At 67.4% G+C, this 11,870-nt stretch carries 11 protein-coding genes; 5 read left to right on the top strand and 6 right to left on the bottom strand.

Annotated features, from left to right (window positions below; translation table 11 throughout):
- From NKF06_RS17195 to NKF06_RS17185, 3 genes are all read left to right on the top strand, one after another.
- Window positions 1–296, top strand: a 296-nt coding sequence (locus NKF06_RS17195; protein WP_253246105.1) for a phosphate acyltransferase, incomplete at its 5' end; no start/stop codon positions are given.
- A 97-nt stretch (window positions 297–393) separates the two neighbouring features.
- Window positions 394–591 carry a hypothetical protein gene (locus tag NKF06_RS17190; RefSeq protein ID WP_058826963.1) on the top strand — a complete coding sequence of 66 codons (198 nt, stop codon included), beginning with the start codon at window positions 394–396 and terminating at the stop codon, window positions 589–591.
- 78 nt (window positions 592–669) lie between these two features.
- Window positions 670–1,569, top strand: coding sequence for a universal stress protein (locus tag NKF06_RS17185; protein ID WP_253246104.1), 900 nt, complete (start codon window positions 670–672; stop codon window positions 1,567–1,569).
- A 60-nt stretch (window positions 1,570–1,629) separates the two neighbouring features.
- Here NKF06_RS17185 and NKF06_RS17180 read toward each other — a convergent pair whose 3' ends face one another.
- The 5 genes from NKF06_RS17180 to NKF06_RS17160 form a co-directional block, all read right to left on the bottom strand.
- Window positions 1,630–2,664, bottom strand: coding sequence for a sodium:calcium antiporter (locus tag NKF06_RS17180; RefSeq protein WP_253246103.1), 1,035 nt, complete (start codon window positions 2,662–2,664; stop codon window positions 1,630–1,632).
- Between the two features lie 95 nt (window positions 2,665–2,759).
- Complete coding sequence (thiC, locus tag NKF06_RS17175; protein WP_253246102.1) at window positions 2,760–4,208, bottom strand: phosphomethylpyrimidine synthase ThiC; 1,449 nt, start codon at window positions 4,206–4,208, stop codon at window positions 2,760–2,762.
- Window positions 4,209–4,290: 82 nt separating this feature from the next.
- Complete coding sequence (locus NKF06_RS17170; RefSeq protein WP_058826959.1) at window positions 4,291–4,716, bottom strand: DMT family transporter; 426 nt, start codon at window positions 4,714–4,716, stop codon at window positions 4,291–4,293.
- A gap of 169 nt (window positions 4,717–4,885) precedes the next feature.
- On the bottom strand, window positions 4,886–8,599 hold the full coding sequence (locus NKF06_RS17165) for a glycoside hydrolase family 97 catalytic domain-containing protein (protein WP_253246101.1): 3,714 nt from the start codon (window positions 8,597–8,599) through the stop codon (window positions 4,886–4,888).
- A gap of 150 nt (window positions 8,600–8,749) precedes the next feature.
- Entirely contained in the window at window positions 8,750–9,907 is a 1,158-nt protein-coding gene (locus NKF06_RS17160; RefSeq protein WP_253246100.1) for a multicopper oxidase domain-containing protein, read from the bottom strand.
- A 257-nt stretch (window positions 9,908–10,164) separates the two neighbouring features.
- Between NKF06_RS17160 and NKF06_RS17155 the strand changes: the two genes are divergently transcribed.
- Complete coding sequence (locus NKF06_RS17155; protein ID WP_309142152.1) at window positions 10,165–10,533, top strand: helix-turn-helix domain-containing protein; 369 nt, start codon at window positions 10,165–10,167, stop codon at window positions 10,531–10,533.
- A gap of 3 nt (window positions 10,534–10,536) precedes the next feature.
- Here NKF06_RS17155 and NKF06_RS17150 read toward each other — a convergent pair whose 3' ends face one another.
- Window positions 10,537–11,175 (bottom strand): helix-turn-helix domain-containing protein, encoded by a 639-nt coding sequence (locus NKF06_RS17150; RefSeq protein ID WP_058826955.1) that lies wholly within the window; start codon window positions 11,173–11,175, stop codon window positions 10,537–10,539.
- Between the two features lie 156 nt (window positions 11,176–11,331).
- Here NKF06_RS17150 and NKF06_RS17145 point away from each other — a divergent pair.
- Window positions 11,332–11,870, top strand: a 539-nt coding sequence (locus tag NKF06_RS17145) for a halocyanin domain-containing protein (protein ID WP_253246098.1), incomplete at its 3' end; no start/stop codon positions are given.

Below are 11,870 nucleotides of genomic sequence, written 5' to 3'. Positions count from 1 at the left end.
ACGTGGACTTCCCGGTGGACGGCGAGATGCAGGCCGACACCGCCCTCGTCGAGGAGATGCTGACCGACAGCTACGACTTCGCGGAGCTCGACGAACCGGCGAACGTCCTCGTGTTCCCGAACCTCGAAGCGGGGAACATCGGTTACAAACTCCTCCAGCGTCTCGGCGGTGCTGAGGCCATCGGCCCGATGCTCGTCGGCATGGACAAACCCGTCCACGTCCTCCAGCGCGGCGACGAAGTCAAAGACATCGTGAACCTCGCGGGCGTCGCGGTGGTCGACGCCCAAGAGGAGTAACGCACGCCGAGCGGCGTCGAGCCGCCTCGGCTGGCCGCGACAGCGACCCCGTCGTGTCAGCACGAGAAATTAAATACGTTCAACCGAGTCAGGGAGTATGGTCGAGTTGGGTACGCACACGTCGGCGTCGGAGCGCCGGTTCGCACTCGGGTGGGTCGGGATGGCTATCGTGATGTCACTCGCGGTGGCGGCCATCGATTTCCTCGAACTGCCGTTGCAGACGGTGTACGTGTTCGCAGCGGGCGTAACGCTTCGGGAGGTCATCGGACTGGCGGTCTGGGCACTTCGGCGCTGACGGCGAGGACGCGGTCGACTTCTCACCTCGCGGCGACCACCCTCGTCGCTTTTGTGAGTTCGCCGAGAATATCGAACCATGTTCGACCGACTGCTCTTCCCGACCGACGGGAGTGAGGGCGCCGACGCCGTCCTCGACCACGTCGTCGATATGGCCGACGCCCACGACGCGACCCTCCACCTGCTGCACGTCGCTCCGCCGAAGCCCGAGCGACGCCCGAACCTGCGCGACGAGGGAGACGAAGGCGACGGAGCGGCAGGCGAGCGCCGCCGAACCGATGGCGAGCGGTTCGTGAGCGACGCCGCGGCCCGCGCATCCCAGTCCGACGCGGGGGTCGTGACGAGCGTCGAACACGGCGAGCCGTATCGGGTCATCACCGAGTACGCCGCCGAACAGGACGTTGACCTCGTCGTCATGCCGACCCACGGGCGGACGGGGCTGAGCCGCCTGCTCCTCGGGAGCACCACCGAGCGCGTCGTCCGGCGGTCAGACGTGCCCGTACTCACTATCCGACCGGACGCGGCGACCGACCTCGCGTACCCCTACGCCGACGTGCTGACGCCCACGGACGGGAGCGCCTGTGCGACCGCGGCGGTCACGTTCGGCAGCGAGTTGGCGGCGGCGACCGACGCCGCGCTCCACGCGGTCTCGGTCGTCAACGTCGCCGCCTTCGGCGCGGACATCCGCGGGCCGCTCCTCATCGACGAACTCGAAGAGCGGGCGAGCGACGCGGTCGAACAAGCGGGCGACGTGGCGGCCGCTGCGGGCGTCGAGACGGTCCGCGAGTCCGTCGGCCGCGACGTGTCGATTCACCACGGCATCCTCGCGTACATCGACGAACACGACGTTGACCTCGTGGTGATGGGCACCCACGGCCACACGGGCTTTGACCGATACATGCTCGGGAGCGTCGCCGAGAAACTGGTCCGGACCTCGCCGGTGCCGGTGGTGACGGTCAGAGAGCCACGAGACGAGTAGGTCGGGGCGTCGGGCGTCGGCCCGCAGTCGGCGGCGGCGGACGCCGGCCGCTTCCGCCCGTCAGTTCCGAAGCAGGCTCGTGACGCCCGCGGTCTCGGCGATAATCCACCCGACGAAGACGAGATACGCCGCGCCGAGCGCGTAGCACTCCAGCCGCGAGAGCGACAGGTCAGTTCGGAGCAGGCCGAACAGCAGGACGGTCGCCAGCGTCAGCACGCCCAGCATGGGGACGGCGACGGCGAAGTCGACCGGGACGCTTCCGACGATGAGGACGCCCACGGGGATGGCGACCAGCAGGTCGAACGTGTTCGACCCGAGGACGTTGCCGAGGCTCGTCGCGCTGTTGCCGTCGGCGGCCGAGCGGACGCTGACGAGCGTGTCGGGGAGGCTCGTCGCAGCGGCGACGATAGTGACCCCCGCGAGGAACGTCGGGACGCCGAACGTCCCGCTGAGCGATTCGACGCTCCCGACCAGTTGCTCGACGCCGATGAGAATGACGAGGAGGCCGCCGAGCAGGCGCGCCCACTCCCGGCCGATGCCGTCGGCGACGCCCGCCTCCTCGCTTTCGTACTCCGAAACGTCCTGCCACTGGATGAACAGGTAGAGGCCGTAGAGGAGAAGCGGAATGAGCGCTACCGGGCGGGTGAGCTCCCCCGTCAGCGCCGAGCCGTCGGGCGCGGGGAAGTAGATGACCGCCAGCGAGAAGGTGACGACGAGCGTGGCGACGGCGACCATGTAGAACTGCGCCTCCTTGTAGACGACCAGCCGACTCGTTTCGAGGTCGCCATCGGTGGCGAGCCCCGACAGCGCCGGAATCACGAGGATGTTGAAGATGGCCGAGCCGACGATTGCGCCGACGCCCATGTCGAAGACGCCCGCGGTGGCGGCGATGGCGACGCTGGCGAACTCGGGAAAGCTCGACCCGAGGGCGACGATGATTGAGCCTTGGACGACCGCGGGAAGCCCGTAGTACGCCGCGAGGTGGTCGGCGGACTCTTCGAGCCAGCCGCTGCCGATCCAGATGAGGCCGGTCGTCAGGAGAATCACGACGACGTTCGCGAGCGGCGACGACGGGACGAGACTGCCGAGGACCATTGGTACTCCCTTTCAGCGACGCGGAAAAAGAACCCACCGACACGGGGTGGTCGCGCGCGACGGGTTCGGCCAGTGGCCCGTTGCGTCGTCGGCTGTCAGTCGTCGCCGTGGGCCGACTCGGGCGTGAACGTGACGCCGCCGATTTCGATTTCGTCGGGGACGCGGTCGGTGTCGTGCGCGCCGACCGGAGGGAGGTTCGCGTCGGCCGCGGGCGACGCGTCGAGGTCGGTCGCGGTCGCGATTGTCTCCATCTCGCCGTCAGCCTCGCGGGCGTCCTGGTCGATGCGCATCGAACAGAACTCGACGCCGCACATCGAGCAGAAGCGCGCCTCTTTGTAGTTGTCGCCGGGGAGCGTCTGGTCGTGGTACGACCGCGCCCGCTCGGGGTCGAGCGCGAGGTCGAACTGCCGCGTCCAGTCGAACTCGTAGCGGGCCTCCGAGAGTGCGTCGTCCCAGTCGCGCGCGCCGGGGAGGTCGTTCGCAACGTCGGCCGCGTGAGCGGCGATTCGGTAGGCTGCGAGCCCCTCGCGCACGTCCTCGCGGTCGGGAAGCCCGAGGTGTTCTTTCGGCGTGACGTAACACAGCATCGCCGCGCCGGCGCGGCCCGCCTCGGTCGCGCCGATGGCGCTCGTGATGTGGTCGTAGCCCGGTGCCACGTCGGTGACGAGCGGCCCGAGGACGTAGAACGGCGCGCCGTCGCAGACGTCCTGCTGGCGCTCGACGTTGTCGGCGATTTGGTCCATCGGGACGTGGCCGGGGCCCTCGACCATCACCTGCACGCCGTAGTCCCACGCGGTTTGCGTGAGTTCGCCCAGCGTGTCGAGTTCGGCGAACTGCGCGTCGTCGCCGGCGTCGGCCAGACAGCCGGGTCGGAGGCCGTCGCCGAGCGAGAACGTCACGTCGTGTTCGGCGAAGATGTCGCAGATGTCCTCGAACGCGACGTACAGCGGGTTCTGCTCGCCGTGTTCTTCCATCCACTGGGCGAGGATGGAGCCGCCGCGGGAGACGATGCCCGTCTTCCGGCCGTCGGTAAGCGGGAGGTGCTCCATCAGCACGCCCGCGTGAATCGTCATGTAGTCGACGCCCTGTTCGGCCTGTTTCTCGATGACGTCGAGGAGCAGGTCACGGGTGATCTCTTCGGGGCTATCGACGCGCTTGACCGCCTCGTAGATGGGGACGGTGCCGATGGGGACCGGCGAGTACGCGACGTTCGCCTCGCGAATCTCGTCGAGGTTCGACCCCGTCGAGAGGTCCATCACCGTGTCCGCGCCGTAGTGGACTGCGGTGTGGAGCTTCTCCAACTCTTCTGTGAGGTCGCTCGTCGTCTCGCTGTTGCCGATGTTCGCGTTGACCTTCGTGGCGAACTCGCGGCCGATAACCATCGGGTCGAGCGAGTCGTGGTTGCGGTTCGCGGGGACGACCGCCTGCCCCTCGGCGACCTGTTTCCTGACGAACTCGGGGTCGCGGTGCTCGCGCTCTGCGACGCGTTCCATCGCAGGGGTGACGCGTCCCTCTCGGGCGTGTTGGAGTTGCGTTGACGCCATTGATTACCTAGTGATACAACTAGCTAATAACAGTTGTGACAGCCGCGGGTCGCACGACTCCGCCGAGAGAGCGTCCGCCGACTTACTGGGTGACCAAGACGATTCCGACGACCGCGAACGCGATTCCCGTGAGTTTCGTGAGTGTGACGTTCTCTCCGAGAACGAGTATTCCGAGGACGGCCGCGACGACGAAGTACATCGCACCGAGCGTGGAGACGACTGTCGTCGACCCACGCGTGAACCCGATGTACATCGAGATGAGACCGATCCCGGTGAACAACCCGGCCACGCCGGCGAGTAGTCCCCCTCTCGCCGTGACTGTGAGCGATGCGTCTGAAACGATGATGAAGCCGAACGCGAGAAGCGCCGCGACGAGATACGAGATCGCGGCGGCGGTCCTCGGGTCGATGGACTCCGACGCGGCGTTGCCTACAATGATCCAAATCCCCCACGTCACCATCGTAATCAGGCCGAACAACACAGCCGAGTCCATCTCAGGGAGTCCCATCGCCGGCGCTTCCCCCGCGAATCAAAAGAAATCGGACCTCCATTATCGTCGGTGTATATATGGGGTGGATAGACGTGTTCGGAGAACTGGACGTTGAGGCGCACCGTTTGGGGGCGTTCGGACAATTTCGACAGCCTGAGCGAGAGTCACGTCAGGCCGCCGCGCCGACCTACTCCAGCGGGACGAACGGAATCGTCGCGCGCTGACCGGCGGCGTAGTCGAGGACCGAGGACTGCGACCGCCCGTCGGGCGTGACGAGGTCGGCGAGGAGCGGCGCGGCGTCGACCGCGCCCGCCTTCGCGCCGCCGAAGATGTACTCGCCGGCCGTCTCCGCGACTGGGCGGAGCGACCCCCGGTCTTCGGACTGGACCGCGGCGACGACTTCGAGGTCGGCGGCGTCGACGCCGTCGAAGGCGGCCCGGTCGAGCGTCAGCGTGACGGTGTTCGCGTCGGTATCGACCGCCTCGCCGAGCGTGACCGCGCTCCCCTCGGCATCGGTGAGCGCCGCGCCGGTTGCGTCGACGGCGCTCTTGGTGAAGCCGCTGAGTTCGAGGCGGTAGTGCCACGGCGCGTCGAACGTCACGTTCGCCCCGAGGTCGTCGAGGCTCTCGTCAGTCCCGCCCTGCAGTTCGGGGTCGCGCACCCACAGGAGGAACAACTGCGGCGAGAAGCCCCGACTGCTCCCGAAGGCGTTGTAGAGGTTCTCCACCTCGAAGCTGAACTGGTATCGGCTCGGCGTCTGTTCGACCGTGACCGACCGGAGGTCGAACGCCCCGTCTTCGAAGGCCGCGTTCGTCGGATAGATGTACCCGCCGGGGCCGTGGTCGTCTCCAGACGAGTCGGCGAGGTCGGCGACCGTCTCGGGCGGCCTCACCGCCACCGTCTCGTCGGCCAGCGTCTCGCCGTCCGCCGTCACGACGGTGACCTCGTACTCGCCGGGCGTCTCGATTGTGTACGAGAGCTCGTCCCGCGCGTCGGTCGTCCCCGGTCCGAACCGCACGTTCGAGGTCGCGGCGAGGTCGCCGTCGACGACGAGACGGATGGTCGTCCCGCCGATGTAATCGCCGTCGTTCGACCCCGTCGCGGTCACGAACGACTCGCCGACGAACGGGTCGTCGCGCACCTCGACTGCGACCTCCTGTTCGGGTCGCCGGTACCGCGGCAGTCGCGCGAGGTCGTCGTTCGTGGCCGGCCGGAGTCGCATCGCGGTGCCGCCGGTCTCGACCATCGACGCGAGGACGGTCGTGTCCGCGGTGACGATTGCCTCGTCGACGCGGACGGCGTCGAGGTTCGAGTCGTACGCCGCGTCGATGCCGTCGGAGTAGAGTTCGAGGACGTACGCTCCCTTGGTGTGACCGCGGCCGTTCGACCCGCCGTGGCCGCCGTTCCGGTTCTTGGTGTGGCCCTTGCGTTCGCCCGGTGCGTCGTCGAGGAAGTCCAACGGCACATCGAGGGCGCGGCCGTTTCCGTCGGTCATCGCGCCGACGAACCACTCGTCGTCGTGCTGTCGCGCGACCACCGAGTACGAGCCGATTTCGGCGTCGATGACGCGGGTGTCGCTCCACGGCCCGGCCGGGACCGACTCGACGAAGTCGAAGGCGTCGACGGTCGGGCCGAGCGTCGGGTCCGTCTCCGGGTCCGGCATTGGCTCGCCGGTCCGCGTGACGGCGACGGAATCGAGGTTGAATCCGCCCGTGTCGCCATCGCCGAGTCGAACCGCGAGCTCGTTGTCTCCCGCCGACAGCGACACCGGCGTCGAAACCGCGTTCCAGTCGTCCCAGTAGTCGGTCGGCGGAAGCGTCACCTGTCCCTGATCACTCCCGTCGACCAGCACCGTGACGGTTCGCGGCGTCCCCTCGGGGACGGCGTTGTTCTCCCCGTCGCTGGCGTACCGGAGGTGGAGGTCGTACGTCGCGTCTTCGGCCACGCTCTCGACGGTCCACGAGAGCCCTGCGCCGGCGTCGACGGTGTTGGGGTCGACCGGGACGTACCTGCCTCCCTGCGCGCCCGCCCACCGCGCGGCGGTCGAAACGCCCGCTAAGTCCGCGTACTCGGCCTGCGCCACGTCGCCGACGCCGACCGTGGCGTTCCGGTCGGCGAGGTACGAACTCGGGAGGTCGGCGACCATCTGGAGGCCGCTGAAGTACGTCGGATACATCGCCAGTTGTTTGGCTCGCGTCGTCTCGATGCCTCCGGACCCGGAGTCGGTGTCGAAGATTCCGGGGGTGTACTCGACGGGGCCGCCGAGCATCCGGGTGAAGGGGAACGTCACGTGGTGGGAGGGGTCGACGTAGCCGAAGGCGTCGTACTCCTGTCCGAGGACGCCCTCGCGGGTCATGACGTTGGGGAAGGTCCGCCGTTCGCCGGTCGGCTTGAGCGGCTCGTGGACCTCCAGCATCTGCCGGTGTTTGGCCGCCTCGCGGTAGACTAACCGGTGGTGGTTCACGAGCGGTTGGCAGTGGTGGTTGTACGTCTCCCCGTCGATGGTGACGCCGCTGTCCGCGACGTACCCCGTCTTTATCGAGTTGATGCCGAGGTCGTCGTAGAAGGCGAACGGACTCGACTCGCCCGTGAGTTGCGACTCGTAGTTCGAGACGTTGCCCGCGGTCTCGTTGTGGGCGGTCATCGCCACCGGCGGGTCGAGACTGCGGCCGTACGCTGTCACCGCCTCGATGTCGAAATCGGGGTAGGACTTGTCGAAGTCCATCGCGCTGCCGTCGCCGGGATAAGTGCGCCAGCCCTCGTTCCACCCCTCCACGAGGACGCTTGGAACGCCGTGTTCGCTGGCGAAGTCCATGTACCGCTTCATGCGCTTCGTCTGCGCCCCGTGGTTTCCGGTCTGCGGACCCTGATACTGCCAGTCGGCGCGCCCGGTTATCATGAGCCACCAGACGCCGAGGAACTTCTGCGGTTCTATCCAGTCGGTCCCCTGCGGGAAGTCCGCGGGGTCGCGCGGCTCGTTGAGATTCACGACGAGCGTCGATTCGACGAGGTCGCCGGGACTCGACCCGACCTGCAGCGTCCGCCACGGCGTCGCGTGCGGCGCGCTCGCGGTCACTTTCGTCCCGTCGGGAAGCGGCGCGAGCGTCGAGCGGAAGGTGGTCGCCCCCGCCGAGACGGGTTCAACCGCCATCGCCGCGTAATCGACGAGGCTCGCCTCGTGGACGCTCAGATAGAGGTCGTCGTCGGCTCGCATCGTCATTGGGGTGTGCGCGCCGCCGAACGAACTCTCGTCGCCGATGTCGCTCAGCGGGGTCCGATCGTGGGCGTACTCGTAGCTGTTGAAGTCGTTTTCCACCCACCACGTGGTGAAGTCGCCGGCGAACGCGAACTCCGTTCGCTCGCTCGTGACGACGAAGTCGCCGAAGCCGGACGCCTCGGGAAAGACGTAGCGGAGACCGATGCCGTCGTCGAAGGCGCGGATTGCGACCGTGACGGTTCGCTCCGGCGCGGTGGTCTCCGCGAGACCGACGCGGAGTTCGTTGTAGTGCTCGCGAATCTCGTCGTACTGCCCCCACACGGGCGACCAGCGCTCGTCGACCGTCGACCGCTCGGTACCGGTGACGGCGAGGTCGGTCCCGAACGCCGGCTGGTCCGCGAACTCGAAGCCGAGCGCCGACGGTTCGACGACGGGTCGGCCGTCGGACGTGACCGCGTAGGTCGGCGTCCCGTTCGAGACGTCGACCCGGACGACGAGTGAGCCGTCGGGTGACGAGACTGTTTGTACGGGGCCGTCGTCGTCGTTCGAGACGGTGGCGGCGACCCCGTCGGGAACGTCGAGTGTGTACGACGTCGCCGCGGCCAACGACGTGAGACCACCGAGGAACTGTCTCCTACTGAACTCCGACTCGTCAGAGATTATATGAGATTGTTCATCAAACATTCTGGGAAAATCGTTATTCTATAACGAATAAAAATCTTGTTGCCGCCTCGATCGTTGACACTCGTGAGGCGACTCGAACGCTGCCGGTCACTCAGAAACAGTCGTGAGAAGACGGAGACGCACGCGAGCGCCGCGACTGGCCCGACGCGTTCAGGCCTCGTAGCCCGCGTACTCCATCAGTTTCGCGAAGATGTCGGTGTCCATCGCCTCCTTGTAGACGACGCCGCCGAGCATGCCGCCGGGGTAGAAGTTCCCGTTCATGACGTGGTTGACCTTGTGGCAGTGCATGAGGTAGATGCCGGGTTGGGCGTCAGCCGTGAACTCTATCGTGTGGCGCTCTGCGGGCGCGATGTTCGTCACGTCCATGTCGTGGCGGGCGGCCTCGGGGACGACGCCACCGTCCTTTTCGACGACTTGGAAGCGGTGGTTGTGGATGTGCATCGGGTGGCTCATGTAGCCCGCGTTGACGTAGTGAATGCGGACGGTGTCGCCCTGTTCGACGATGATTGGCGAGCCGTCTTCGGGGTGGAGCGTCCGCGGCGCGCTCTTCCCGTTGACGGTGAACACGTCCGGCTTCCGGTTCCGGGGGTCGTAGCTCACGTTCTCGCCGGCCATCTGCCGAGGGAGCCGCGAGTCCCAGTCGCGGACGGTCATGAAGTACTCCCTGTCGGCCGGTTCGTACCCCTTCGGGTCGACGCGGAGGATGCCGTACATCCCCATCTCGATGTGCCGGTGGGTCTGGTAGTGGCAGTGGTAGAGGTGCGTCCCGGGGACGTTCGCCGGGATGGTGTAGGTGTGTTTCTCGCCGGGGTCGACGCGGATGCCCGTCGTCGTCGGCACGCCGTCGTCCTTCCAAGCCTTGCGGACGCCGTGGAAGTGGACCGTGTGCGGGCGCATCCCGTCGGTGTTGTCGAGCGTGACTTCCATGTCGTTGCCCTCGGTCGTCCGGAGAATCGGTCCGGGGACGCTCGGCTTCCCGTCGTCGGCGCTGAACGCCCACACCTGCGGGAGTTCGACGGGCCCGCCCATCGTTTCGAGGGGGTGGGCCGCGTGGCGCGCCGGCGCGCTCTTGAGGGTGACTTTCCCGCCCTGCTCGTCGACCTGCACGACCTCCGGCGGACTGGTGTACGGCAGCGCCGACTCGCTCGTCTGGGCGACCGTCGTCTCGTCCGCGCCGACGGCGGCGTTACCGTCGCCGTTCGTGGGCGCTGCGCACCCCGCGAGGCCGAGCGCTCCGACGCTCCCCGTTGCGGCGAGGAATTCGCGACGCGACACCGTCGAACCGGGTGCACCGACGTAGTTGCTCATTACAGTCGGTCGTTGCCCCGGGGGATGGAATACCGTCTCGCCGGTTCCCGCCAGTCAGGAGTTCTCCGAACATGTTCGGCGCGGCCGATACGTACCGGGCGGGGGAACAGTCGAGTCGGGTGTGCCAGCCCGAATCGACGGCCATCGGTTCGACTGCACCGACGCTGGCACCCCACGACTTTCATACGTCCCGGAGGCGTATCGGGAGCCGAACCGACGGCGCGCGGGTCGCCGCCGAGCAACCCAAGTCTACGCAGATGTCGACGAATCCACTCTCAGACGCGCTCGAACCGGACTTCGAGACGGTGTTCGACGCCCTCACCAGCACGCAGTGTCGCGCCGTCCTCAAGCGACTCGACGGGCCGATGACCGCCTCGGACATCGCCGCCGCGTGCGACCTCCCGCGCTCGACGGTGTACCGGAAGCTCGAACAGATGGTCGAGGCGGGGCTCTTGGAGAAACGCGACCGCGGCCGCGACGCCGCCCGCTACGCGCTCGGCTTCGAAGAGGTGGTCGTGACACGCGAACCGGGCAACCTCTCGCTTTCGGTGTCGTCGCCGTCGCGGTCGGCCTCGGACCAACTCTCGACGATGTGGTCGGCCGTCAGCGACCAGGCCGACGACTGAGGGCTAGATCGTCGCGTCGTCTCGCGTGAGAAACGCCTTCATGACTTTCCCTTCCGCCCGGTGGAGCTTCTCGCTCGTCGTCGATTTCGCCAGCCCGACGGCCTCGGCGAGCCCGGTGAGCGTGCACGTCCGCGGCGTGTCGTAGTAGCCCTCGGCGACCGCCGTCTCGAGGAGGGCGTACTGGTCGTCGGTGAGCAGCGATTCCGTGTCTATCGACTGATGGATTGAGACGAGGTCGAACGGGATACCGAACTGGGTGAGCTGTTCGCCCAGCTCCGAGAGGTTCTCCCGCGGCGCGGTCACCTCGACTGTCACCTCGCTGTCGACGATGGTGATAGGCAGTTCCAGCGGGATTCCCACCTCGCTGAGCGTGAGAATCAACAGCGGTTCGGTCGTCTCGAACTGCACCAGCGCGCGCTCCGGCTGGGCTTCGAGAATCGTCACCGAGACGACCGAGTCGTACTCGTCGATGGTGGTGACGACCGGCTCGATGTCGGCCGCCCGTATCTCGACGAGGCCGACACCCGTCTCGTCGGCCGGCATCGCCGCGAGGACGGTGAACTCGGCGTCCGGATAGCGGCCCGAGAGGTCGGAAACCCAGACCTGCTCGGGGAGCGTGATGGAGAGTGTTGCCCGGGGCATCGGTAGTGAAACGAACTCGTCCCCGACGGACAAAGGTAGTTCCGAACATGTTCGGCTCTCGACCGCGGTTCGGGAACCACCGAGACGGGCTTTTCACCAGAACCCCGACCGTCGAGTGTCGAGCGGGGTGGGTCCACCGCCTCGCCGCACTCAATCATGAGTTCGAACGATTCCACATCTCCGACGCTCGGCCGGCGAACCGTACTTCGACTCCTCGGCGGCGCGGCCGTCTCCACCACCGCGCTGGGAGGCGTCGCCGACTCCGCGCGAGCGCAGTCGGGGACCGACCTCGACTCGTGGTTCGCACAGACCTCGAACTACGAGGGGGTGGTGGACGAGACGGGGAGTTCGACGGTGACGGTGACGGTGGGCGCGCAGGCAAACGGCGGCGCGTTCGGATTCGGCCCGGCCGCCGTTCGGGTCGACCCCGGAACGACCGTGGTCTGGGAGTGGAACGGCAAGGGCGGTTCCCACGACGTGAGCGCGGCGGACGGGTCGTTCGCGAGCGACCTCGTCGGCGACGCGGGCCACACGTTCGAGCAGACGTTCGACGCGGCAGGCGTCTACAAGTACGTCTGTACGCCGCACAAGACGCTCGGAATGAAGGGGGCAATCGTCGTCGGCGACGCCGGCGGTGCGACCGCGACCGAGGCGGCGACTCGGCGGGCGGGGACGACTCGGCGGCGTCCGCCGAG

The organism is Haloferax sp. AB510 (assembly GCF_024136985.1).
Taxonomy (GTDB): domain Archaea; phylum Halobacteriota; class Halobacteria; order Halobacteriales; family Haloferacaceae; genus Haloferax.
The sequence above is the reverse complement of the archived record's forward strand: the minus strand, read 5'-3'. Positions and strand labels throughout refer to the sequence as shown.

Excerpts from the sequence above, each read along its gene's own strand:
- NKF06_RS17190 (WP_058826963.1), top strand. The coding sequence starts at position 394 with ATGGTCGAGTTGGGTACGCACACGTCGGCGTCGGAGCGCCGGTTCGCA.
- NKF06_RS17185 (WP_253246104.1), top strand. The coding sequence starts at position 670 with ATGTTCGACCGACTGCTCTTCCCGACCGACGGGAGTGAGGGCGCCGAC.
- NKF06_RS17180 (WP_253246103.1), bottom strand. The coding sequence starts at position 2,664 with ATGGTCCTCGGCAGTCTCGTCCCGTCGTCGCCGCTCGCGAACGTCGTC.
- thiC (WP_253246102.1), bottom strand. The coding sequence starts at position 4,208 with ATGGCGTCAACGCAACTCCAACACGCCCGAGAGGGACGCGTCACCCCT.
- NKF06_RS17170 (WP_058826959.1), bottom strand. The coding sequence starts at position 4,716 with ATGGGACTCCCTGAGATGGACTCGGCTGTGTTGTTCGGCCTGATTACG.
- NKF06_RS17165 (WP_253246101.1), bottom strand. The coding sequence starts at position 8,599 with ATGTTTGATGAACAATCTCATATAATCTCTGACGAGTCGGAGTTCAGT.
- NKF06_RS17160 (WP_253246100.1), bottom strand. The coding sequence starts at position 9,907 with ATGAGCAACTACGTCGGTGCACCCGGTTCGACGGTGTCGCGTCGCGAA.
- NKF06_RS17155 (WP_309142152.1), top strand. The coding sequence starts at position 10,165 with ATGTCGACGAATCCACTCTCAGACGCGCTCGAACCGGACTTCGAGACG.
- NKF06_RS17150 (WP_058826955.1), bottom strand. The coding sequence starts at position 11,175 with ATGCCCCGGGCAACACTCTCCATCACGCTCCCCGAGCAGGTCTGGGTT.